The organism is Streptomyces sp. NPDC048565 (genome assembly GCF_040650935.1).
Taxonomy (GTDB): domain Bacteria; phylum Actinomycetota; class Actinomycetes; order Streptomycetales; family Streptomycetaceae; genus Streptomyces.
Map to the genome: position 1 here is coordinate 68,361 of NZ_JBEZIH010000021.1, position 22,703 is coordinate 91,063.

The window sequence follows — 22,703 nt, forward strand, 5'->3', positions numbered from 1 at the left end:
TGCCCGTGGCCCCGGGTCCCCCTCAGCGCCAGGCCCCCGCGGCCGACGCGGCGCGGACGAAGTCGGCGATGTCGCGCGGTGGGCGGCCGAGTGCCCTCCGTACGCCGTCCGTGACGGGGGCCTCCTGGCTCGTACGGATCGGCTTCATCGCGTCGGTCCACAGCGCGGCCTCCTCCGCGGACAGTCCCTGTGCCACCAGCCCGGCCCGGAAGGCGGACTCCTCCACCGGTACGTAGGCGGCGCGCACGCCCGTCACCTTCGCGATTTCGTCGAGCACGTCGGCGACGCCGAGCGCGCGGGGGCCGGAGAGTTCGTACACCTGGCCGTCGTGGCCGTCCTCGGTCAGGGCCGCGACGGCGACCGCCGCGATGTCGTCGGCATCGACGAACGCCGCGGCACCGCTGCCGGTGGGCAGGGCCAGTTCGCCGGCGCGTACGTCGTCGAGAAAGACACCCTCGCTGAAGTTCTGGAGGAACCAGCCGGGCCGCAGGATCGTCCAGGCCACGCCGGACGACCGTACGGCCGCTTCGCCCTCCGTCTGCGGGCTGCCGCCTTCGAAGGAGGTGCCGAAGTAACCGGGTACGTCCACGCCCCGGGCCGAAAGCAGCACCAGCCGTCGCACACCGCTCGCGACGGCCTGCTCGACGAAGGCCGGCGTCGGGGAGGGGGAGGTGTCCAGCGGGACGATATGGACGGCGTCGACCCCGTCGAGTGCTGCCCGCCAGGTCGTCCGGTCCGCCCAGTCGAAGGGGGTCTCCCCCGACCGTGAGGCCGCCCGGGTCTCCACGCCCAGTTCGCGGAGCCCGGCCACCGTCCTACGGCCGGTCTTACCGGTGCCGCCGGTCACCAGCACCGTGTTCCGGCTGCTCTTCGAGTCCGTACGTGTCGCGTCGTTCTGTGTTGTCATGCCGCAAGCCTGGCCGCACCGGTGGCCCACGACCATGATTCATCGTCCGCAAGGGATGTCCGCGCGTCCGGTGCGAAGGGCGGGCGAGGAGCGAACGGCGCCACCGTTCGCCACGCGGGTCGTATCACCGCACCGTGTCCTGTCCGTGCCCGCCCCAGCTGCCGGAGCGATCACGGACAGGGCTGGTCAGAGGCGGCAGCTGATTTCGAGGCCGTCCTCGACGGGGAACGTGACGCTGTGGTAGCCGTTGGCGGTGTCGCGTACGTGGTCGAGGTAGGGGCCGAGGCTCGAGAGGTTCACATCGTCGGCGACGACGAGGGTGCCGGGGGCGATGTCCGGCTCCAGGAGCTGCAGGACGGGCAGGCAGAGGTCCTTCCACCCGTCCAGGAACAAGAAGTCCACCGGCTGCCGCAGTACGGCGAGCGTCTCCAGGGCGTTGCCCTCCAGCACGGAGATCACGTCGTCGAGGCCGGTGGCGGCGAAGGTGTCGCGTGCGGCGGCCGCCTTCGTCCTGTTCATCTCCGTGGTGATGACCTGGCCCGTGCCGTTGTCGCGAACGGCGGCGGCCAGGTGCAGGGTGGAGATGCCGTACGAGGTGCCGAACTCGACGACGACGGATGGCTTGGTGGCGCGGACGAGGTTGTAGAGGAGCTTGCCGCCGGCGGCGGAGATCGGCATGTAGATCTCCTGCGCCACGTCGGCGAGTTCCTGCGCCGTCAGCGTCGCCCGGTCGTAGGACCGGACGGCCCGGTGGCGTTCCTCGGTCTCCTCGTCACGGTCGGCGGCCTCGAACATGCGGGTCAGGGCGGCGGCGACACGTGGTTCCGCGAGGGTGTAGGGGTGCGTGGGCACAGTGTGGCTCCTTCGGGTGTGGGACATGGTGGGCGCACGGAGAGGAGGGAGGGGTGGCCCCGGGGGGGGCGTCCTCCCCTGCTTGGGCTGCCTCCTCGTCAGGCCGTGTAGGCGCCCGCGTCGATTTCCGCGAGCAGGGACGGCCCGGCGGGCGCCCAGGAGAGGAGCCGCCTGGTGGCGTCGCTGGACGCGGTCATGGTGGAGGCGAAGAAGCCGCCGACGAAGCCGAAATGGGATCCGGCGTCCTGCGGGGCGACGGATCCGGTCGGCAGACCGAGGCTGCGGCCGATCGCTTCGGCGATCGCCTTGGTGGTCACGGCCTCCTCGGCGACGGCGTGCAGGCGCGTTCCGGCGGGTGCCTGCTCCATGCCGAGGCGGATGAGGCGGGCCGCGTCGTCGCGGTGCACCGCCGACCAGGCCGCGGAGCCGTCGCCGACATAGCTGGAGACCTGCTGCTTACGGGCAGCCTCGGTGAGGAAGTTGACGAACCCCCAGTCGCCGCGGCCGTGAACGCTCGGCGCGAACCGGGTGATCACGGTCCGCACGCCCTGGGCCACGTAGTCCAGGGCGAGGTTCTCGCTGCCGCCCCGGTTGGAGTCCGGGCCGACGGCCGGAGAGACATCGGCCTCCGTGGCCGGCCGGCCTTCGACGATGCCGGAGAGCGGCGCGGCGACGACGAACGGGCGGCCCGTTCCTGCCAGTACGTCGCCGAGAGTGCGAATCGCGGCGCGTTCGGAGCGGTCGGACTCGGCGGGGTTGCCCCAGTCGTGCTTGTTGGCCATGTGGATGACCGCGTCCGCCTGGGCGGCGCCCCGCCGCAGCGAGGTGAGATCGTCCAGGTCACCGCGGACGACGCCGATGCGCTTGGCCGCGAGAGACTGCTCGGCCAGGTCGGATCGGGCCAGGCCGATGACGTGGTGGCCCGCCGAGACGAGTTCGTCGACAACGGCGGATCCGATCCAGCCGGTCGCTCCGGTGACAAAAGCACGCATGTACGTGACCTCCTTCGCCCCGAAGGGCGTGTGGATGAAGCGCGGATCGCTTGCACACGACGCACGGCCCGGACACTCATTTACGAGTCACCGTGCACCGCAAAGCTAACACATGCGAGACACCGTGTCTCGCATGTGTTGACGGCACCGCGGATGGAGGCGGCCGCGGACGACCCCGCAGCGAAAGCGCACGCGCCGCCGCGCTGCACGCCGTCGACGACCTTCTCGTCGAGGTCGGGTACGCGGCCCTGACCGTGAAGGGCATCACCGAGCGGGCGGGCGTGGGCCGTCGGACCGTGTACCGCCTTTCTCCACATCCTGTCCGGGCGCAGCGCGGACGGACCGCCCCGCCTCCCGACAAACGCCGAAGAGCCCGTCAGCAATCTGACGGGCTCTTGCGAAAGACCGGGACCAACCTGCCATCCGGTCAGATCGTCGGTGTGTCGTCGACGACCTCCTTGTGCGGTTCGACAACGAACTTCCAGCCATCGCTGGGCTCCAGGAATCGCACTCGGGTCGGGTAGATGTCCAAGGCGCGGCGATCGCGGTTCTGACTGCTGCTCTTCCGCCCCCGAGCCGGCTCCTCGAACAGGTCGACCTTGACATCCGGCACCTCGGCGACTTCCTCGCTCCAGCGCTGAACGATCCCCGCACCGAAGGCGTCCCGCGCGGCGGAGTAGAGCGAATCGAGAGATTCCTTGGTCCCGTTGGGCACGAAGAGTGCGAGGTTCAGGAGAACGCCGGCACTCTGAAGAACCTCGATCCCCTCCCCCGCCTTGTCGGCGACCCAGATGCCGCGCTCTTCGTCATTGCCCGGGAGGACATGGACTTCCCTGCCGAAGGCCGTCCTCGCGACGAAGGACCCTCCCTCAAAATCCTTACCCGGCTTCGTGAGAAAAGCCGGGGCGTAGCAGTCGAGAGGAAGGCCATCCATCTCTGCCGACACAAAGATTCCGTCCTGGATGCCCAGCTCCGAAACCTCTTCGACCGTAAGACGTCGAGCCGTAACCTTCTCGGTATTCACGCCATTCCCCTTTTTTGCGACGCTCTGTGAATTCACTGAATTCTACCACGAGAATGGTCAACCGACCCCCGTTCAGCCCACCTTGGGAGAACGGGAGAGAGGAGGCGGGGACACGAACATTTCGGAAACCAAACCGGTCGTCAAGTGGAATGCGCACAGATTTCGACCGAATAGACTCCGATGCGTACGGGCCTGACCTGTTCCTCGTTCGGGTGTGTGACCGCCCACGCCCGAAAAGCCGAGCGGCCGCGCCGGGAACACCCGGCACGGCCGAAAAGGTTGCACCCGATGGACCGGCGCGCGCTCGGACCACGACGTGATTTTCTGCAGGAGGACTGCTTCTCATGACCGACCGACCCTTGACGCTCATGGCAGTACACGCCCACCCCGACGACGAGGCCACCGGAACCGGCGGGATCCTGGCCCAGTACGCGGCGGAAGGCATCCGCACGGTGCTCGTGACCTGTACCGACGGCGGTTGCGGAGACGGGCCGGGGGGTGTCAAGCCAGGCGACCCCGGCCACGATCCGGCGGCCGTCGCCTCGATGCGCCGCCACGAACTCGAGGCGAGCTGCGACGTACTGAAGGTCAGCGATCTGGAGATGCTGGACTACGCCGACTCCGGGATGACCGGCTGGCCGAGCAACGACGCCCCCGGATCCTTCTGGCGGACCCCCGTGGAGGAAGGCGCCGCCCGGCTCGCGGAACTCATGCGGCACTACCGGCCCGATGTGGTCGTGACCTACGACGAGAACGGCTTCTACGGCCACCCCGACCACATCCAGGCCCACCGCATCACGATGGCGGCGCTGGAAATGACCGAGCTGACGCCGAAGGTGTACTGGACGACGATGCCCCGCTCGATGATGCAGCGGTTCGGGGAGACCATGCGCGAGTTCCATGAGGACATGCCGGAGCCGGACCCCGTCGAGGCCGCTGCGATGGCGGAGATCGGCCTCCCCGACGACGAGGTCACCACCTGGGTGGACACCACCCCGTTCAGCGGTCAGAAGTTCGACGCGCTGGCCGCGCACGCGAGTCAGGGCGAGAACATCTTCTTCCTCAAGATGGGCAAGGAGAGGTTCGCCGAGTTCATGGGCATGGAGACCTTCGTACGCGTCAAGGACACCACCGGCGCCGCCGTCCCCGAGACCGATCTCTTCGCCGGACTGCGCTGAACGGCCGGACTGCGCTGAACGGCGGGACCGCGCTGAACAGCCGGACCGCGCTGAACAGCCGGGTCAGCCGAGCGCGGCGGCGATCGCTTCGGCGAGGGTCGTCGTCGGCCGTCCGATCAGGCGCCGCAGGTCACCGGAGCCGGTGAAGAACTCGCCGCGGCCCATGGCAAGGTCCGCATCGACGAGTACGTGTGCCAGCTCTGCGGGCACACCGGCATCGGCCAGCACCCGGGCGAACCCGTCGGCCGGGAGGTCGGTGTACTCGATCCGCTTCCCGGTGGCGGCCGAGATCGCGGCGGCCAGCCCGGCCAGGGTGAACGCCTCGTCCGCGCCCAGTTCGTACACCTTGCCGGTGTGTCCGTCCGTGGTCAGCACGACCGCTGCGGCATCGGCGTAGTCGGCCCGGGTCGCTGCGCTGATCCTTCCCTGGCCGGCCGCCCCGACGACGGTCCCGCCGCTCAGTACCTGGGGAAGTTGGGCCGTGTAGTTCTCCAGGTACCAGCCGTTGCGCAGCATCACGCTGGGGGCGTGCTCCCGCAGGTACTGCTCCGTGGCGTGGTGGGTGGCCGAGAGGAGTGTGGTGGACGTGTCCGCACGCAGCATGCTCGTGTACGCGACCGAGGACGCGCCTGCCACCACCGCCGCGTCGATGGCGCGGCGGTGGTTGGCGACACGCTCGTCCACGGTCGTGGTGGAGATCAGCAGGAGCTTGTCCGCGCCGTCGAAGGCCGCGGGGAGGCTGTCCGGCTCAGCGAAGTCGGCCCGGCGCACCACGACACCGCGGTCGGCGAAGTCCTTGATCCTTGTGACGTCACGGCTGGTCGCGACGATGCCGGAGGCCGGCACTCCACGGGCCAGCAGCGCTTCGACAGTGAGCCTGCCCAGTTGTCCGGAAGCTGCGGTGACAACGATCGACATGGTGGTGGCCCCTTTCCACCGCGGACCTTCCGCGGCGATGGATCCAGGATGACCTGGTCACTCTCCTTTAGTAAGGACCCACTTCGAGGTAAGGTGGCCACCCTGACGAAAGCATCGAGGTGAGGGTTCATGTCGACCGTCGGGGATGTGGCCGAGCCCACACCGTCATGGGACCCGTACGCGCGCGGCTGCCCTTCGCGTGACCTGCTCGACCAGATCGGCAGCAAGTGGGCGGTGCTCGTGCTGGGCGAGCTGGCCAGGCAAGGGGCGTGCCGGTTCACCCAGCTGCGGCAGCGGCTCGCGGGCGTGAGCGAGAAGATGCTCACCCAGACGCTGCGCACACTCGAACGCGACGGGCTCGTCCTGCGGACGGTGTACCCGGAGGCACCGATCCGCGTGGAGTACGCGTTGACGCCGCTCGGCCAGACACTGCGCGGCCCCCTGAAGGCGCTCACGGACTGGTCGGTGCGGCACATCGAGGAAGTGCTCACCTCCCGCGAGGAGTACGACGACCGGGCCGGACAGCAACACCGGACCTGAACGGCTGGAGCGGCCGCAGCACTACGCCCGTGGCGAGACGCCTCATGGCGTGCCGGGTGTCATCGGTGGCTGTGCAGGCGGGCACGCAGCAGGTTGGGGTCCGTGGAGGTGTAGGCGGCGCTGAACACGTACATCTCGTCGCCGCGCAGGGCGATGGAGGTGGGGCCCTGAAGTCCGTCGGTGGCGTCGAGGAGGGTGGTGCTGGTGCCGTCGGGCCGGATGCGCACGACCTGGTTGGTGCCGTTGATCGCGGCGATGACCTGGTCGCCCCGGCCGGTGAACGTGAAGTCGTCGATGCCGACCAGGCCGGACGCCTTGACCTGCGGCTCTCCCGCGCGGTTTCCGGGGAGAACCGGTATGCGCAGGAGGGTGCCCCGGTCGAGATTGCTCACCCAGAGGGCTCCGTCGTGGACCTTCGCGCCATTGGCTCCGAGGAAGCCGGTCGAGGCGAGTTCCGGGGCGGTGGACCATGCGGTGGGTGTGCCACCGGTGAGGGGCACGGTCCACACGGTGCCGAGCACCGAGTCGGTGATGTAGAACTGCCGGCTGCGCTCGTCCACGGCCAGCCCGTTGGGCAGGCCGTCCGCGGGCAGTGCGGCGATACGTTGCGGGGCCTGCCCGGGGCGCATCCGCCACAGCCCGGTCAGGTCGGCCGTACCGGTCGCGTACAGCACGTACACCGTGCCGTCGGCGGTGCGGACGATGCCGGTGGTCAGGGGGAAGCCGAGGACGGGCGCGCCGGCTCCTTCGTCGGCGGGTGCGGGCAGCGTCGCCAGGACGCGGGTCGCGCCGTGCCGGTCGATCCTGGCCACCTGACGAGCCCCGGCGAACGTGACGTCCGCCGTGCCGTCGGGCAGCAGGGCGACGTTCTCCGGCATCTGGCCTGCGTCCAGGTCGAAGTGGACGGCGATCCGCGCGTCGGTCAGCGGCCTGCCGGACACGGGCGTCGCGCCGGCCGGAGCGGCCGCGGTGAGGGATGCGGCTGCCATGAGGAGGGCAGCCACGGTGGTCATGATGGGTCGCTTGGACATGGTTCGTTCGTTCCTTCTCTGGTTTCGGGCATGCGGTAGCCACGGTGGGCGGTGCGTGCCGTGGTGATGTGGTGAGGCGGGCGCGGGGCGCCCGTGGTCAAGGCCGGGGCAGGGGGTGGGCGTCGCGCTGCGGCCCGGCCGCCTCCTGCGGAACTGCAACCGGTGCGACCCCCGGGGTGAGGGCCTGGGCGAGCAGCGTCAGAGCCGTCGCGGAAGGGGAGCCGGGGGCCGCCGTGGCCACCACCAGCGCCGGTCCGTCGCTCTGCGGGCTCTGCAGCGTCTGCTGGGTGACGGTCAGCGTCCCGACCAGAGGATGGCGCATCTCGTAGTCGGCGGTGTCACAGGCCTGGATCCGGTGATCGGCCCACATCCTGGCGAACTCAGCGCTCTTCATGGTCAGTTCGCCGATCAGACCGGCCAGCAGCGGATCGTTCGGATACCGGCCGGCGGTCAGGCGCAGGTTGCCCACCACGGCCCTGGCCTTGGCCGGCCAGTCGGTGTACAGGTCGCGGGTGTGCGCGTCGAGGAACACCAGCCTCGCCATGTTCGGCCGCCGGCGCGGGTCTTCGGGCCCGCTGCGGTCGAGATGCCCGGCGAACAGCGCGTGACCTTGGCTGTTCCAGCCCAGGACATCGCTGCGGCGGCCCATGACGATCGCCGGGGTGCCCTCGATGGCTGCCAGCAGGACACCCGTCGCCTCGGGCAGGCGTTCCGCCCGCGGCCTGCCCGCGGGTCTGCCTCCTCTCGGCGCACGGGCCAGGGCATGCAGATGGGCACGCTCGAAGTCGTCCAGCCGCAGGGCGCCGGCGATGGCGTCGAGCACCTCGGGGGAGGCGTTGCGTGACTGGCCCTGCTCCAGGCGGGCGTAGTAGGGGGCGCTGATGCCCGCGAGCAGCGCGAGCTCCTCCCGCCGCAGCCCCGGTACGCGGCGCCGCTCACCGTAGGTCCGCAGTCCGACGTCCTCGGGCCGCAACTGGCCCCGGCGGGCCTGGAGGAAGTCGGCGAGTCGCCCGTGCTTGTCGTCCATGGCACCGAGTATGCGCACCTCGGCGGATCCGCGCCTCACCCTGCCGGGGTGTGGATCCGCGGGTTCCTGGTGCTCCTGGATCCCGGCCCCCGGGGCCTCCCGGACGGCTCGTCAGAGGCGTTTCGCCACGTCGGATGCGGCCTGCCGCACCTCGGGGGCGAAGGCCCGCAGCTCCTCGGGGCCGACCAGGAACGTGAGCGCGGAGACGGAGACGGCGCCCACCGGGTACCCCTCCGCGTCGAGTACCGGAGCCGCGAGCGAGCAGATCGAATGCTCGTGCTCCTCGTAGTCGGTCGCGTAACCGTCGGCGCGTGCCGACATCAGCCTCTTCTCCAGCGTCCGCCGGTCGGTCACCGTCCGCGTCGTCAGAGCGGTCAGTGCCGTGGTGTCCAGCAGGGCCGATGATTCCTGCTCCGGCAGACGGGACAGCAGGGCCAGGCCTGCCGCGGTCCCGTGCAGGGGGAGCCGCGTGCCGACCTCGGTCGTGATGCGGTAGGCCCGGTCGGGATCGACCTTGTGGGTGTAGATCGCGTGGTCACCGTTGAGGACCGCGAGGTGAACGGTCTGGCCCAGCCGTTGCTGCAACGTGCGCAGCACCGCCCCGATGCCGACGGAGTCCTCGGACAGCACGCGCGCGGCCATCGCCTGCAGCCGGATGCCGATGCCGTAGCGGCCTTCGCCCTCCGATGTGGCGTAGCCCTCCTCGATCAGTGTGCCGAGGATCCGGTGAGCGCTCGCCTTGGAGACTCCCGAGCGCTCGCCGATCTCTCCGAGCCGATGCGGCGCGTCCGGATGTGCAAGCGCGTCCAGCACGCGCAGCGTCTTGGCCACGGAGTTGCCGGCTCCCCCCGCGACACGTGTCCCGGAAACTGCCTCGTCGGTATCCATTGTTTCTCCGGTTGCCTCTCAGCTAACGTCACTCGGGTCCGCCCTCCGGAACGACAATCTATCGTACGGAATGCGGGTGAGGGGTGCCCGGTCACTCGACGGGCCCTCACCTGCCAAGCGCAAGGTGGTTGTTCATGTCCGCATCCGACGATGAGCCCGACCCGTACGACCTGGTGATCGGTGGTGGTCTCCTGGTCGATCCCCAGCAGTCCGAGCCCCTCGGCGGCGATGTCGCCGTCCGCGACGGACGCATCGCGGCCGTTGTGGCCCCGGGCAGCGCCGACTCCCGCTGTGCGCGCTTCCTCGATGCCCGGGGACTGCTGGTCGCTCCGGGACTCATCGACCTCCACACCCACATCTACGACGGCCGGACCGGACTGGGTACGGGAGCCGACGCGGTCGGTCTCGCCTCGGGCGTCACCACCCTCGTGGACGCCGGCAGCGCCGGGTCCGACTCCTTCGCCCACTTCGGCGAAACCGTGGTCGCGAACAGCGCCACCCGCGTCCTGAGCTGGCTGAACATCTCGCGCCACGGCCTGACCCAGGGCACCAGGGAACTCGCCGGAAGCGATGACATCCGGCATGCCGCGACGGTACGCACGATTCTCGACAACCCGGAGACCATCCGCGGTGTGAAGGTGCGGATGAGCCGCTCGGTCCTGGGCGACAACGGCCTGGAGCCACTGCGCGCGGCCAAGCGGGTCACCGCCGAGATCAGCGCCGCCACGGGCCGGGTCTTCCCCGTCATGGTGCATGTCGGCAACGCTCCCCCCGCACTCGGCGATGTGCTCGACCTGCTCGAAGCGGGTGACATCGTCACCCACGCCTTCCACGGAAAGCCCGGTGGGCTCTTCCCGGCAGCCGCTGACGCGCCCGTTCCACAGGCGCTCGCGGCGCTGGGACGCGGAGTCCACTTCGATGTCGGACACGGTAGTGCCAGCTTCGCCTTCGAAACCATGGAACGCGCACTCGCCGCCGGGATCAGGCCGCACACCATCAGCACCGACATCCACCGGGAGAACGCCGCGGGCCCGGTCCACAGCCTCACCACCACCATGACCAAACTGCTCGCCGTGGGCCTCACCCTCAACGAGGCGGTACGCGCCACCACTTCGGCCGCCGCCGAGTCCATCGGCCTCGCCGGCGAACTGGGAGACCTCAAGGCCGGATCGGTCGCGGACCTCACCCTCCTGGACCGGACAGAAGGCGCTGTCGGCCTCGTGGACGCCGAAGGCAGGACACGTACGTCCGAGTGGCTGCTCGCACCGGCCTCCGTGGTGCGGGCCGGCGTCGTCCACGACACCCGAAAGGCCACCGCATGACCGGCACCCCCCTGGACTCCGCCCATCCGCGCCGGCTCCTCACGCTGCTGGCCGAGGACACGCACATCTCCGAGCCCGACGCTGCCGACGCGGAGGCGTTCCTCACCCTCGCCGGCCACTACGCGAGCGAGCGGGGCATCGTGCTGAACGACGTCCGGCGGCTGGCCCTGGCGGCACACGGCCTCGCCTTCGTACGGCGGGTACGCGCCCACGAATACCCGCCGGAGCTCGACCGGGCCCTCTACGACGAGGTCGGCGAAGAACTGTTCGCGGGGGTCAGGGAGTTGCTCGACGCCTACTGCGCCGGCCGCGCACACATCGTCGGCGACACCGAGGTGCTGCTCCTCACGCTGCACTTCGAAGCGGCCCTCCAAGAGGACTTGCCGGAGCCCGGTCGTAGCGTCTGAACGCACGCGGACAGCGGCCAACCGCCTAGCAGACAGGAAAGAACACCATGTCAGACACTGTGAAGATCGTCATCGGCAACCGGCTCGGCAAGGGCCAGGCCGTCGCCGAGGGCATCCGGAAGGCCGGAGTCGAGCCCGTGCTGATACCGGGCCCCGGCGCCGACATGAAAGTCGGTGACGTCATGGCATCGGAGGGCGCCGTGCTCGGCCTCAGCTTCTGCGGCAGCGGCGGCGCCGGTGCGGTGACCGCCAAGGCGAAGTACGGGCACAGCATCGAATTCGGCATGCGCACCGCGGAAGCCGGCGTCACCGCAGTCCAGCAGGGCAAAAGGGTCCTCGGATTCGGCTTCATCGACACCGAGGAGCTCGGCTTCAAGATCGCGCAGGCGCTGCTGCGCGAGCTCGGTCCCGAGGCGGGCGGCGCCTCATGAACACCGTGGAGCAGACGCTGCGGCTCACGGGTACCGGGCCGACGAAGGAACGGGCCTTCGGTGCCGCGATGCGCCAGGTGCAGTCCGCGGCGACCGGTGAGGGCGGCGGCGTCACCTTCCGGGTCGAGCCCCTGTCCCTCGACGTGCTGTCGGCCGCAGAACACCGCAGGACCGAGCGCTTCCTCGGAGTCCTCTTCGCCAGGAGGCGGGTCCACTTCGAGATCACCGTACGGGTGCGGGTGCGTATCACCTCGCTCGACCTCGACAGCGTCGACTTCGCCGTACGTGAGGAAAAGCTGACCGCCACGCAGCACCTGCTGCACATGAGGTAGGACCTCCGCCCCTCCGCTCTCTCCTCCCCCTCCCCCTTCCCCGGCGCGGCGGTCCGGCGGGACCACGGTCCGCTTGTTCTCGGACCGCGGTCCCGCCGGACCGAGGCACCGCCATGCCTGAAAACCCTCATTCGAGGACTCCCATGTCCCTCTGAAGTGGACCCATCCATGAACGAAACACTCACCGTTCTGCTGGAGTCGATCGTCATCGGGGCGCTCGTCGGCTTCGGCGCCGGCGCCGGCGTCGCCCGCATGTTCCATGCCCCCAAAGCCCAGGGCATGGGCGCCTTCCGTACCCTCGGCGAGCTCAACGCCTGCGAGAACGACCCGATCGCGCACTTCTCCTTCGGGTTCGGCTTCTTCTTCAACGCCTGGGCCAGCACCGTCGGAGCGGGTGCGCTCTCCGGTGACGTGGACCACCGGATCCTGCCGCACTGGGCAGCCTCGATCTCCATGATCAAGAACCGCAGCCTCGCCGAGACGCTGCACAACCCGCGCCGCATGGCCTTCACCGGCGCCGGGGTCGGCATCGTCCTGATCTCCGTACTCAACACCACGGCGGCGGCCATTCCGCACTCACTGCAGAGCGTCGCCGCCGACGTACTCGGACCCGCCTCCGAGTGGCTGCTCAGCCCGGTGATGCCGGTCATCTTCTGGATGGCCGCGATCGACGCGGGCCGCCGTACCGGGGGATGGGGCACGGTTCTCGGCGGCCTCGCCCACATCGTGATGGGCAACGCCGTCCCCGGCATCGTGCTCGGCATCGTCGTCGGCAAGGGGCTGGACGACATGGGCTGGAACCGCGTCACCAAGAGCCTGGTCACCGCGGTCGTCCTGCTCTTCCTGGTCAGCTCCTTCCTGCGGGGCGTCGACATGCAGCTGCTCCAGGAAATGAAGATCACCGTTCCCGGCTGGCTGCACGACCTGCACGAGACGACCGGCACCGCCGGACAGTGACGGAGGCAATGGACATGAGCACCACGGATATCGGCGTCGACGACGCCACCGGGGCCGGCGGGAAAGGCCGGCACCCCAAGCCATGGGAAGGCGGATTCTGGCTCTCCGAAAAGGCTTTTCCCCTCTTCGTCGCCGCCCTCGCCTCCGGCATCTTCGCCGGGACCCACCTCTACTACACATACCAGACCGGTGTGTTCAACGAGGTCGCGGTGGTCGCGCTCCTCAAGGCCGGTATGGAGAACGGTAGTTACGGCGCCGCCGCGGCATTCGGCGCGGGCTTCCTCTTCGCCAGGATCATCGAGGCCCCGATGGTCGGCATCCTCGACATCGGCGGCTCGCTACAGACCGGCGTCGGCATCGGCATCCCCGCCATGCTGCTGGCCGGCGGGGTCACCGCCCCGCTCGAACACTTCTGGGTCGCCCTGCCGACCGGTGCCGTCATCGGCCTGGGCATCGGCTGGCTGGTCCTGCTGATCCGCCGGGCCACCGTCAACTCCGCGGAGGCCGGATCGACCTTCGGCGCCGACGTGATGATGGGCGCGGGCAACGCGGCCGGACGCTATCTGGGTCCCCTCGTCATTCTCGCCGCCGCGTCCGCTTCGATCCCCGTCGGTCTCGGATCGACCATCGGCGCCATCCTCTTCTACTGGTGGAAGAAGCCACTGACCGGCGGCGCCATCCTCGGCGCGATGGCCGCCGGGGTCTTCTTCCCGCTCCCGGGCAAGTGATCCGGCCCCTTTACCCGGCCCGTCACCACGACCTATCCCGCACGGCGGGACACCACGACACACGCGAGACGTGAGACACGAGGAGAGCCCTCCCATGGGTGTGTACGAGGAACTCGGGCTACGGCCCGCCATCAACGCCAGCGGAAAGATGACCGCGCTGGGCGGCAGCGTCCTGGACGACGCCGTCGTGTCGGCGATGGGCGAAGCCGCCCGCAGCCATGTGGTCATGGAGGACCTGCTGCGCGTCGCGGGCAAGGTCATCGCGGAGGCCACCGGCGCCGAGGACGGCTGCCCCACCACGGGAGCCGCTTCGGGCATCGCCATAGCCGTCGCCGCGGTGATCGCGGGCTCGGACCCCGCCCGGGTCGGGATGCTGCCCGACCCGGGAGGACGACCGTCCGAAGTACTGCTCCTGAAGGGGCACTCCGTCAACTTCGGAGCTTCGGTACGCCAGATGGTCGCGCTCGGCGGCGGCCGCGCGACCGAGGTCGGTTCGGTGAACAAGGTGAGCGCCGCCCATCTGGAGGGCTCCATCACGGAGCGCACCGCGGCCCTGCTGTTCGTCCAGTCGCACCACACCGTGCACAAGGGACAGATTCCCCTCGGCGAGATGATCGCGATCGGGAAGCGGCACGGCGTCCCGGTCATCGTCGACGCCGCAGCCGAGGACGACCTGCGCCACTGGCCGGCCACCGGCGCCGACCTGGTGGTCTTCAGCGGAGGCAAGGCGATCGGCGGACCGACCTCCGGGATCATCTGCGGTGCTCACGCGCTGATCGAGTCGTGCCGCGCCCAGTACGAAGGCATCGCCCGGCCGATGAAGGTCGGCAAGGAGACCGTGCTCGGGCTGCTGCAAGCCCTGCGGCAGTACGGCGGCGAACAGGACGGCGACGGTGGCCTGGACCGGATGACCCGGCTCGCCCACCGGCTCGGGACCCTGCCAGGCATCACCGGGACGGTGGAACAGGACGAGGCGGGACGCCACATCCACCGTGCCGTGCTGACCGTCGACCCCTCCGAGGCCGGACTCGACGCGCAGGGACTCGCGCGTGAGCTGGCCGCGGGCGACCCCCCGGTCTTCCTGCGCGACCACCAGGCCGGCACCGGACGCCTGGCCGTCGACCCTCGCCCCCTCACCGAGGAAGAGGAGGAGCAGTTGGTGCACAGGTTCACTTCGATACTCGGCCGCGCCTGACGCCCTCCCGCGCCCCACCGAGTGCTCATGAACATGTACGACCTCAAGGAGCAGGACATTTCTACCGTAGAACGCCGACTCGTCGTGACCGAGAAAGCCGGACTGCACGCCCGCCCCGCAGCGCTCTTCGCGCAGACCGCCGCACGGTACGAGGCCGAGGTGACCGTGGCCCGTACCGCGGCTCCTGCCGGCCCCACGCCCGACCCCGGCCGGGAGGTGTCCGCACGCAGTGTCCTGTCACTGATGACCCTCAACATCCGGTGCGGCGACGAAATCATCATCCGGGCCCGTGGCGCGGACGGTCCCGATGTCGTCGACGCCCTCGCAGCCATCGCCGCCCCCGCCTGAAACGGATCCGCATGTCCCTGCCTGTGCCCACGTCATCGACTCCCGCCGTGCACGAGGTCGTCGAGCATCTGCGCGAGGCCCGCGTCGTGCCGACAGTGCGGGCCGCCGACGCCGACGCCGCCGACGCGCTCGCCCGTGAACTCCTGGCCGCGGGCCTCACCACCTTCGAGTTCACCGCCACCACACCGGGCTGGCAGACGCTGGTCGCCAACTGGACCTCCGACCACCCGGAGGCCATGGTCGGCCTCGGGACCGTCACATCGACGGACATCGCCGAGCAGGCACTGACCGCCGGAGCCCGCTTCCTGGTCAGCCCGTTCCAGGTGCCCGAGGTGCGGCCCGTCGCCGACGCCGCGGACCGGCTCTTCGTCGAAGGGGGGCTGACGCCCTCCGAGCTGCGTACCTCCGCGAACCGCGGAGTGGCCAAGCTCTTCCCCGCACACGTCGGCGGAATCCAGTACCTCAAGTCGCTGCTGGCCGTACTCCCCGGCGCACGCGTCATGGCCACCGGCGGGGTGACGGTGGACAACGCCGTCGACTGGCTGGCGGCGGGCGCCTTCACGGCCAGCATCGGCAGTGACCTCTACCGGGGCGGCGACGTCGGGGCCAACGTCGCGCGGCTGCGCGCGCTACTCGACGGGAAGGAGGACTGACCCGCGCTCACCGCACGGGGAAGCCGAAGGAGTAGCCCTGCTCCTTCAGCCAGGGCAGCACCTCGCGCAGAGCGTCCACCGTCTGGGAGCGGTCCCCTCCCGCGTCGTGGAAGAGGACGGTCGGCCCGTTGGAGATCTCGCTCTTGACGGTGGCGACCATGGTGTCCACGCCGGGAAGCTCGAAGTCCTTGGAATCGACGTTCCAGCCCAGGGGCCGCATCCCGTGGGACGCGGCGAGCTTCCGGCTGTACGGGGTGAACGCACCACCGGGGGCGCGGTAGTACTGCGGCCGGACGCCTCCGGAGGCCTCGGTGATCATGCGTTCGGCGTCCAGGATCTGCTGGGACTGGTACGCCTCGGACTTGCCGTCCATGGCGGTGTCGTGCGAGATCGTGTGGTCGCACAGCCGGTGTCCGGCCGCCACGACCTGCTTGACCAGGTCGGGGTGCGCCTTGGCCTGCGGGCCCACCATGCAGAAGGTGGCCTTCACACCGTTGTCCTTCAGCAGTTGCAGTACCTTCGGCGTCCAGACCGGGTCCGGTCCGTCGTCGATGGTGATGTTGACTCCCCGGTCGCCCTTGTCCGAGGCGTGCGCGATGTCCACCGCCACCTTCCGGACCTGCGGTGCCGTGGCACTCGCCTGCGGGCGTCCTGCGGAGGAGTCGGCCTGCGCGCTCCACACCGAGGTGGCGGCGGCCACCGCGGTCACCCCGAGCCCCGCGGCGAGAAGCTTGGTGTGCCATCCCCTTCCCTTGTGCCGTGCCATGTCCGCCCACCCCTTTGTCGCCCACGCCGATGCCGTGCCCCCATGAAGCCACACGAACACCCTGATCAGGTGCCTCTGTTACCGATCTCGGACGAACTCGCAGGAGGCCGACGACAAACGCAGGAGTACCGCGACAGCCGAGCCCTCCCACGACGTGCACCGGCCTGCCAGGCTGGTGACGGGCGAACGGCCATTACAGTGGCCGTCGAAAGACGGGGGACGGCTGTGGACTTCGGTGTATCGGGCCCGCTGACCGTGTGGCGGGACGGCGTACCGCTGGAACTGGGCACGCCGAAAGGGCGGGTGCTCCTGGCTGTCCTGCTGTGCCGGCCGGCCGCGACGAGCAGCCCGCGCTGTTCACCCTGAACGCCGACGGCGCCTTCGGCCACGAACCGGCCAACGACCTCCCCTTCAAGGAGGGCGGCATCACCTACGCCTACGCCGACGGCCTCAACGCCTCCGAGGTCACCGGCATCCCACGGGCCTGCTCGGCGGACTCCGTGTGAGGGCGGATCAGCGGTCGAAGGCGACGGATCCCGCAAGGTCCTTCTGGTTTTCGAGCGAGGTGAGACGCTCGGTGAGCGCCTCGTGAATCGCGCCGTAGGTGTCGGAGCCGAGAGCCAGCCGCAGGGGCGGGTTCGGGTCACGGGTGGTGGCGTGGACGACGGCGGCGATCCTGGCCGGGTCGCCCGCGAAAGCACTCTCGTCCGCGGTTTCCAGGTAGCGCCGGGTGCGGCCGACGACATGGTCGCGATAGACGGCCGTTTCGGCGGTGTACCGCAGGGCCGATGCGAAGCCCGTCCGCGTGCCGCCGGGCTCGACCAGAGTGAGGTGGACGTCGAAGTCGGCGACCTCGCGACTGACGCTCTCGGTGAAGCCCTCCAGCCCCCACTTGCCGGCGTGGTAGGAGCTGTGCGTGGGAATCCCGACCTGTCCGCCGACGCTGGAGATCTGGATGATCCGGCCTCCGCCCTGCTCACGCATCGGCTGCAGGAAGGCCCGGGTGATCGCCATCGGGGCAAGGAGGAGAACCTCGATCTGGTCGCGGACCTGATCGGCGGTCATCTCCTCGGCGGCGCCCACGACCGCGTATCCGGCGTTGTTCACGACGATGTCCACAGGGCCCGACGCGAGCGTCCTGCCGACGACCCGGTCGACGTCGGCGGGCAGGGTGAGATCGAGGATCTCCACGGCCAGCCGGTCGCCGTACACCTCCCGCAGGTCCTGCAGAGCGTCGGCGCGGCGAACCGTCGCCGTGACGCGGTCGCCGTGACGGAGAGCGTGCTCGGTGAGGTGGCGGCCCAGGCCGCCGGAGGCCCCGGTGATGAACCAGTGGCGTACGGCCTTGTCGGCGGGAGTGGGCATGGACGTCTCCTGGAGTAGGGTGCTACCGGAATGCGTTCCGCTTAGAACATAAGCGGAACGGATTCCGGAAAGCAACCCGGAGGCTGACACCCAAGGAACCCGCATGCCCGCCACACCCCGCCGCACCAGGAGCGACGCCCTGCAGAACCGGGAGCGCCTCCTGGAAGTCGCCGCGCAGGTCTTCGCCGAGCAGGGGCTGAACACCGCACCGGCCGCCATCGCCAAACAGGCGGGCGTGGGCGTCGGCACGCTCTACCGGCACTTCCCGACCCGCGAAGTACTCATCGACGCCGCCTACCGACGGCAACTCGGCCAGGTCTGCGAGAAGGTGCCCGGCCTTCTCACCCAGCACCCGGCCGCCGAGGCCACCCGGCTATGGATGGAACACTTCGTCCACTACGCCACGGCCAAGAGCGGTATGTCCGAAGCGCTCGACGCGGCCATCGCCTCCGGAATCGACCCGTTCTCCGACAGCCGCGCCCTCCTCACCGAGGCCGTGGCCACCCTCCTGGCAGCCGGCGCCCGGGACGGCAGCCTGCGGACCGACATCGCCCCCGACACCGTCCTGCTCCTCATGGGCGGCATCGCCCATGCCGTGCGGCAGGGCACCGAGGAGCAGACCCGCCCGGTCGTGGACCTCCTCATGGACGCACTGACGAAGGACGCGGCCACGAGCTGAATCCGCGCCCCCGGTTAGGGTGATCCGCGACAGCGGGACGCCGCGCGCTCAGCAGGAGGTGGCACGTGGGGGCAGTCGATCCCCTGGCGATACGGGTGCCGGTCGGGGAGGACTCCCACCTGTGGACCAGCAGATCGGCCCGCCGCAGGGTGCTGCTGGTGGCGCACAACGTCACCTCCGCCGGGCGCCTCCTCGACGTCCTGCCGCTCTTCCACGACGACTTCCGCGTACAGCTGCTCGTGACCTCGACCGGGTCGTCCGCCTTCCTCGCGGGGCTCGGTGAGCTGTTCGCCGAGCTGGAGCTGCCCGTACTCCCGTGGAGTCAGGCCAGGGCGTTGCCGGTCGACCTTGCGGTGTCGGCCAGCTTCGGGGGTCAACTCAGCGCCCTTCAGGGCAAATTGGCAGTTCTTTCCCATGGCGTTGGATACACTAAGAAGCTGGCCAAGCCGGGAGCCGGGAGCCGGGAGCCGGGAGCCGGGAGCCGGGAGCCGGGAGCCGGGAGCCGGGAGCCGGGAGCCGGGAGCCGGGAGCCGGGAGCCGACCTTCGGCCTTTCGCCGGAGTGGCTGCTGGCCGATGGCGAACCCTTCGTGGACGCGCTCGTGCTGTCCCACCCGGAGCAGCTCGAACGCCTGCGCCGCGCGTGCCCCGAGGCCGAGAAGGCCGCGGTGCTCGCCGGGGACCCCTGCTTCGACCGCATGCTGGCCGCGCGTCGCCACCGTGAACGGTTCCGTCGCGCCCTGGGCGTACGCCGTGGCCAGCGGCTCGTCGTCCTCAACTCCACCTGGAACCCGGAGGGTTTCTTCGGCAACGGCGGTGATCAGGACGACGTCCTGCCCAGCCTGCTCCCCCGCCTGCCGGCCGAACTGCCCGCCGACGACTACCGGTTCGCGGCCGTCCTGCACCCCAACATCTGGTACGGGCACGGGCCGGGGCAGATCCGTGCCTGGCTGGACCGGGCGCGCCGCAGCGGGCTGGTCCTGATCGATCCCGTGCATGCCTGGCGGCAGGCACTCCTGGCCGCTGATCTCGTCCTCGGGGACTTCGGCGCGGTCTCCTACTACGCCGCGGCTCTGGGCCTGCCGGTGATGCTGGCATCCGCCGTGCGGGACAGGCTGGATCCCGAGGCACCGCTCGCCTCGTTCGTGCGGGACGCGCCGCGCCTCGACCCGCACGGCCCGTTGCGGGAGCAGGTGGAGCGGGCGCTGGCAGACCACCGTCCGCTCGCCGGCCCCGCCGAGTTCACCACCTCCGCCCCCGGCGCTTCGGCGGCCCTGCTGCGGCAGCGCTTCTACACGCTGATGGATCTCCCGGAGCCCGCGTCCGCCGCCCTGCTGGAGCCGCTGCCCCTGCCGGCGTACGATCCGCCACGGCGTACGGCCCCGCTGCATGTGCGGACGCACGTCCAGGGGGCGGAGGTCGCGATCGAACGCTCCACGGAGCACCCGTACGGCTCCGAGGGCGTCGCGCACCTCTCCGTGCACGAGGACACCTTGGACCCGGGCAGCCTGGAGTCCGCCGACGTGATCGTGCGAGAGGGCCGGGAGGACGATCCGCGCCTGGGCGGTCCAGGGGTGTGGAGCGCTGAGGTGCTGCACCGCCACCCGCACTGTGCGGTCGCCGCCTATGTGACCGGGCCGAACACATGCACCGTCCGCACCCGGGAGCACGGTGTGTTCCGGCTGTCGGCAGGGCCGGGAGCGGACGCGGACCCGGCGGCGTACGCATCCTGCCTGGCGGCCTGGCTGGGCGCCGGTGGCCGGGTGCCCGCCGCGGGGGTCACGCTCCGGACGCGTACCGCAGGGGGCGTACATCCGGTGGCGGTGGTCCCGCTATCCGGCGACCTCGCAGCGCAGCCGTAGGGCGGCGAGATATCCCAGGTGCGGGGTCGCGGCGGGTGTGAGCAGGCGTTCGGCCTCCGCGATCCGCGTCAGCGCCTCGGCGTTCCGGCCCGCGTCGTGCAGCGTCTCGGCCAGGTCCGTGAGAGCGCGGGCCTGGTTGTAGGCCTCGCCCTGCTGTTCGAAGAAACCCGTCACGTCTTCGAGCAGGCGGCGCGACGTGTCGAGCCTGCCCATGCCGCGCAGGGCCCGCCCCTGGTGGCGCCGGGCCAGGGCGTAGGCGCGCGGCAGGTCGTCCGCGCCCTCCTGGCCCGGAGCGATGCGGCCGTAGATGCGTTCCGCCTCGACGAAGCGCTCGTAGGCCGGTTCGTACAGCCAGCGGTGCAGGCTCAGCAGCCCCCGCAGTTCCACGGATGAGGCCTCGCCGCGCAGATGGCCGGCCTCACGCTCGGCGCTCGCGGCGGCTGCCGCCTCCCTGTCCGCCTCCTCCCCGAGGCCTACCTCGCCCAGGCAGTGCCCGAGCTGGAAGTGCAGCGCACCCGCGATCCTGGACCCCGGCCGGTGCTCGTCGGCGCATCGGGCCGCGATACGGAGCGCGGGAAGCACCTCGTCCCAGTGGCCCGCCTTGAGCTGGAGGGGCCAGAGGGCACGTGCCAGGCGCAGCGCGGTGTCGATGTGCTGGTACTCCCGGGCGACGGACACGGCCCGCACCAGGTTGCCCGCATCGGCCACCAGCGCGGCCACGCCCTCCGCCTCGTCGCGGTACGCCTGCCCCCGCTCCGGCGCCGGTTCGGTCCGCCAGCTCTGGGGCAGGGCGGCGTGCGCCGCGTGCAGTGCGCGGTTCAGCAGGCCGTCGAGCGTCCGGGCGACCGCTGCTGAGCACTCGGGGATCCCCAGCTCGGGTCCGGCCGTGTCCGCCAGATGGCGGCGGACCTCGGGCCGGAACCGGTAGCGGTCGTCGGGAAGGGGCTCCAGCAGCTGGGCGTCGGCGGCTTCGGCCAGCATGCGCGCGGCCTCGTCCTCGGTGACGCCTGCGGCAGCCGATGCGAGGTGGGCGGATACGGACGGCCAGCCGCCGAGCGCCGTCAGCCGGCAGAGCCGCGCCGTCGCCGGCCGGACCCGGTCGCACGCGGTCCGGGCCGCGGCGCGCACCGGGTGGCTCTCCGGCGCCTCCGCTCCCGGGTCGAGGTGGGCCGGCTCCTCCTCGCCTGCCAGCAGCCGCAGCGCCGTGGCCTTCAAAGCGAAGGCGTTGCCTGCGCAGTGGGCCAGTGCCTGCGGGATCTGTGCCTTGGCCCGGGTGACGTTCTCCCGGCCCGCGACCTTCCTCATCATCTCCAGCGAGTCCCGCCTGGGCAGCGGGGGCACGGCGACGGTCTCCGACTCCAGCAGGACGGGCGGGCCGGACACGACCACCAGCAGGAAGACCTCCGGCGTGGCGGGGACGAGGCGGCGGACCTGCGCCACCGAGGCCACATGGTCGATCACCACCAACGCCCGGCGGCCACTGGTGAGCCGCCGGTAGAGCTCCTCGCGGCCCGCCTCGGTCGGCGGGATCCGGTCGGGCGCGACGCCCATCCGCCGGAGCAGGCGCAGCAGCACGGCGGCCGGGGCCGGGCCGAGCTCACCGGAGTCCTCGCGGAGGTCGACGTAGAACTGCCCGTCGGGGAACAGGCCGTGGCAGGCGGCCCCCAGGTGGAGTGCCACCGCGGTGGTGCCGATCCCCGGAGCGCCGTGGAGCAGCGCGACCCGTGGCCGCCCCGCGGCGGGGCGGGTCGCCTCCCGCCTCAGCCGCTTGACGACATCCCTGCGGTCGGTGAAGTGGCGGGAGGCGGGCGGAAGTCCGGCTCCGGAAGCGGGGGCCGCCGCGTTCTCCGGAAGGCTCCGCAGGAGCGTCGCCCATTCGCCCGCCTGCCGCCGGTCGTCGCCCAGGCAGGCGTGCACATGGCCGGCGAGCGCCTCCCAGCCCTCCCTGGTGGCCGGCAGCGGTGTCTCCCGCCCTGTGGTCCTTCTCGCCAGCGCCCCGGTCGACAACAGCAGTCGCTTGCCCATCTCGCCGGCCGCGCCGTCGCCCACGGCCGTGAGGAATGCGGTCAGCGCGCTCAGCGCCACGATCTCCAGCATGGTCGGCCCCTCCCCTGGTCCCCGATCCGCCACTGGCCGGACTGTATCGCCGTGGCAACGGCCCGAGGAAACACCCGGGGCGCGTCAACTCGGCTTCGTGGCTCGCCAGATGGGGGTCGAGCCGGGGGCGGGGCATGATTCCGGCCATACTCGGCGGTCGCCTCGTTCCGGCCGATTTCGACCCGGGCCGCGGCGTTTTCCGCCCG

The 22,703-nt window shown here is 70.7% G+C and carries 25 protein-coding genes and 1 pseudogene; 15 read left to right on the forward strand and 11 right to left on the reverse strand.

The genetic code is table 11. From position 1 onward, the window contains the following. Positions 1–22 precede the first annotated feature (22 nt). The 3 genes from AB0C75_RS24230 to AB0C75_RS24240 all read right to left on the reverse strand — a co-directional run bounded on the left by AB0C75_RS24230 (position 23) and on the right by AB0C75_RS24240 (position 2,751). Positions 23–907, reverse strand: coding sequence for an NAD(P)H-binding protein (locus AB0C75_RS24230; RefSeq protein WP_362893786.1), 885 nt, complete (start codon positions 905–907; stop codon positions 23–25). Positions 908–1,093: 186 nt separating this feature from the next. Beyond that, entirely contained in the window at positions 1,094–1,759 is a 666-nt protein-coding gene (locus AB0C75_RS24235) for a class I SAM-dependent methyltransferase (protein ID WP_362893787.1), read from the reverse strand. Positions 1,760–1,857: 98 nt separating this feature from the next. Then, the gene (locus AB0C75_RS24240; protein WP_362893788.1) at positions 1,858–2,751 is read right to left on the reverse strand and encodes an SDR family oxidoreductase; all 894 of its coding nucleotides are present in this window, start codon (positions 2,749–2,751) and stop codon (positions 1,858–1,860) included. Between the two features lie 203 nt (positions 2,752–2,954). Here AB0C75_RS24240 and AB0C75_RS24245 point away from each other — a divergent pair. Continuing rightward, positions 2,955–3,056 (forward strand): annotated as a pseudogene (locus tag AB0C75_RS24245) (TetR family transcriptional regulator); the annotation flags it as partial. Positions 3,057–3,178: 122 nt separating this feature from the next. Here AB0C75_RS24245 and AB0C75_RS24250 read toward each other — a convergent pair. Continuing rightward, on the reverse strand, positions 3,179–3,775 hold the full coding sequence (locus AB0C75_RS24250) for a hypothetical protein (protein WP_362893789.1): 597 nt from the start codon (positions 3,773–3,775) through the stop codon (positions 3,179–3,181). A gap of 344 nt (positions 3,776–4,119) precedes the next feature. Here AB0C75_RS24250 and AB0C75_RS24255 point away from each other — a divergent pair, with 344 nt between their 5' ends. Then, complete coding sequence (locus AB0C75_RS24255; RefSeq protein ID WP_362893790.1) at positions 4,120–4,953, forward strand: PIG-L family deacetylase; 834 nt, start codon at positions 4,120–4,122, stop codon at positions 4,951–4,953. 63 nt (positions 4,954–5,016) lie between these two features. Here the strand turns inward: AB0C75_RS24255 and AB0C75_RS24260 are convergent, their stop codons facing one another. After that, entirely contained in the window at positions 5,017–5,871 is an 855-nt protein-coding gene (locus tag AB0C75_RS24260) for an NmrA family NAD(P)-binding protein (RefSeq protein WP_362893791.1), read from the reverse strand. 129 nt (positions 5,872–6,000) lie between these two features. On the opposite strand from AB0C75_RS24260, the gene AB0C75_RS24265 reads away from it, so the two are divergent. Further along, positions 6,001–6,411, forward strand: coding sequence for a helix-turn-helix domain-containing protein (locus AB0C75_RS24265; protein WP_362893792.1), 411 nt, complete (start codon positions 6,001–6,003; stop codon positions 6,409–6,411). A gap of 59 nt (positions 6,412–6,470) precedes the next feature. Here the strand turns inward: AB0C75_RS24265 and AB0C75_RS24270 are convergent, their stop codons facing one another. The 3 genes from AB0C75_RS24270 to AB0C75_RS24280 form a co-directional block, all read right to left on the reverse strand. Next, complete coding sequence (locus AB0C75_RS24270; RefSeq protein ID WP_362893793.1) at positions 6,471–7,442, reverse strand: hypothetical protein; 972 nt, start codon at positions 7,440–7,442, stop codon at positions 6,471–6,473. A 97-nt stretch (positions 7,443–7,539) separates the two neighbouring features. After that, the gene (locus tag AB0C75_RS24275) at positions 7,540–8,469 is read right to left on the reverse strand and encodes a helix-turn-helix transcriptional regulator (RefSeq protein ID WP_362893794.1); all 930 of its coding nucleotides are present in this window, start codon (positions 8,467–8,469) and stop codon (positions 7,540–7,542) included. 111 nt (positions 8,470–8,580) lie between these two features. Then, complete coding sequence (locus AB0C75_RS24280) at positions 8,581–9,357, reverse strand: IclR family transcriptional regulator (protein WP_362893795.1); 777 nt, start codon at positions 9,355–9,357, stop codon at positions 8,581–8,583. A gap of 134 nt (positions 9,358–9,491) precedes the next feature. Between AB0C75_RS24280 and AB0C75_RS24285 the strand changes: the two genes are divergently transcribed. The 9 genes from AB0C75_RS24285 (at position 9,492) to AB0C75_RS24325 (ending at position 15,730) form a co-directional block, all read left to right on the forward strand. After that, positions 9,492–10,679: an amidohydrolase/deacetylase family metallohydrolase gene (locus tag AB0C75_RS24285; protein WP_362893796.1), complete on the forward strand. Its 1,188-nt coding sequence runs from the start codon at positions 9,492–9,494 to the stop codon at positions 10,677–10,679. Next, complete coding sequence (locus AB0C75_RS24290; protein WP_362893797.1) at positions 10,676–11,086, forward strand: hypothetical protein; 411 nt, start codon at positions 10,676–10,678, stop codon at positions 11,084–11,086. Before AB0C75_RS24285 ends, AB0C75_RS24290 begins: the two co-directional genes overlap by 4 nt. A gap of 47 nt (positions 11,087–11,133) precedes the next feature. Then, a complete protein-coding gene (locus AB0C75_RS24295) occupies positions 11,134–11,517 on the forward strand; it encodes an SFCGS family glycine-rich protein (RefSeq protein ID WP_362893798.1) in 384 nt (127 codons plus the stop codon). Continuing rightward, positions 11,514–11,849, forward strand: coding sequence for a DUF4312 family protein (locus AB0C75_RS24300; RefSeq protein WP_362893799.1), 336 nt, complete (start codon positions 11,514–11,516; stop codon positions 11,847–11,849). The genes AB0C75_RS24295 and AB0C75_RS24300 overlap by 4 nt, the downstream gene beginning before the upstream one ends. A gap of 168 nt (positions 11,850–12,017) precedes the next feature. Beyond that, the gene (locus tag AB0C75_RS24305) at positions 12,018–12,806 is read left to right on the forward strand and encodes a DUF4311 domain-containing protein (RefSeq protein ID WP_362893800.1); all 789 of its coding nucleotides are present in this window, start codon (positions 12,018–12,020) and stop codon (positions 12,804–12,806) included. 14 nt (positions 12,807–12,820) lie between these two features. Further along, positions 12,821–13,534 (forward strand): DUF4310 family protein, encoded by a 714-nt coding sequence (locus tag AB0C75_RS24310; protein ID WP_362893801.1) that lies wholly within the window; start codon positions 12,821–12,823, stop codon positions 13,532–13,534. Between the two features lie 94 nt (positions 13,535–13,628). After that, a complete protein-coding gene (locus AB0C75_RS24315; protein WP_362893802.1) occupies positions 13,629–14,729 on the forward strand; it encodes a DgaE family pyridoxal phosphate-dependent ammonia lyase in 1,101 nt (366 codons plus the stop codon). A gap of 27 nt (positions 14,730–14,756) precedes the next feature. Beyond that, positions 14,757–15,077 carry an HPr family phosphocarrier protein gene (locus tag AB0C75_RS24320; protein WP_362893803.1) on the forward strand — a complete coding sequence of 107 codons (321 nt, stop codon included), beginning with the start codon at positions 14,757–14,759 and terminating at the stop codon, positions 15,075–15,077. Positions 15,078–15,088: 11 nt separating this feature from the next. After that, a complete protein-coding gene (locus AB0C75_RS24325; protein ID WP_362893804.1) occupies positions 15,089–15,730 on the forward strand; it encodes a bifunctional 4-hydroxy-2-oxoglutarate aldolase/2-dehydro-3-deoxy-phosphogluconate aldolase in 642 nt (213 codons plus the stop codon). Positions 15,731–15,737: 7 nt separating this feature from the next. Here AB0C75_RS24325 and AB0C75_RS24330 read toward each other — a convergent pair whose 3' ends face one another. Continuing rightward, positions 15,738–16,496 carry a polysaccharide deacetylase family protein gene (locus AB0C75_RS24330; RefSeq protein ID WP_362893805.1) on the reverse strand — a complete coding sequence of 253 codons (759 nt, stop codon included), beginning with the start codon at positions 16,494–16,496 and terminating at the stop codon, positions 15,738–15,740. A gap of 323 nt (positions 16,497–16,819) precedes the next feature. Here AB0C75_RS24330 and AB0C75_RS24335 point away from each other — a divergent pair, with 323 nt between their 5' ends. Beyond that, complete coding sequence (locus AB0C75_RS24335; protein ID WP_362893806.1) at positions 16,820–17,002, forward strand: hypothetical protein; 183 nt, start codon at positions 16,820–16,822, stop codon at positions 17,000–17,002. Positions 17,003–17,009: 7 nt separating this feature from the next. On the opposite strand, the gene AB0C75_RS24340 is transcribed toward AB0C75_RS24335, so the two are convergent. Further along, entirely contained in the window at positions 17,010–17,861 is an 852-nt protein-coding gene (locus tag AB0C75_RS24340) for an SDR family oxidoreductase (RefSeq protein ID WP_362893807.1), read from the reverse strand. 103 nt (positions 17,862–17,964) lie between these two features. On the opposite strand from AB0C75_RS24340, the gene AB0C75_RS24345 reads away from it, so the two are divergent. Both AB0C75_RS24345 and AB0C75_RS24350 read left to right on the forward strand, forming a co-directional pair. Next, positions 17,965–18,540, forward strand: coding sequence for a TetR/AcrR family transcriptional regulator (locus AB0C75_RS24345; RefSeq protein ID WP_362893808.1), 576 nt, complete (start codon positions 17,965–17,967; stop codon positions 18,538–18,540). A gap of 588 nt (positions 18,541–19,128) precedes the next feature. Next, the gene (locus AB0C75_RS24350) at positions 19,129–20,400 is read left to right on the forward strand and encodes a hypothetical protein (protein ID WP_362893809.1); all 1,272 of its coding nucleotides are present in this window, start codon (positions 19,129–19,131) and stop codon (positions 20,398–20,400) included. Here AB0C75_RS24350 and AB0C75_RS24355 read toward each other — a convergent pair. Then, the gene (locus AB0C75_RS24355) at positions 20,371–22,497 is read right to left on the reverse strand and encodes an ATP-binding protein (protein WP_362893810.1); all 2,127 of its coding nucleotides are present in this window, start codon (positions 22,495–22,497) and stop codon (positions 20,371–20,373) included. The two genes, AB0C75_RS24350 and AB0C75_RS24355, sit on opposite strands and share 30 nt — an antisense overlap. Between the last annotated feature and the right edge of the window lie 206 nt (positions 22,498–22,703).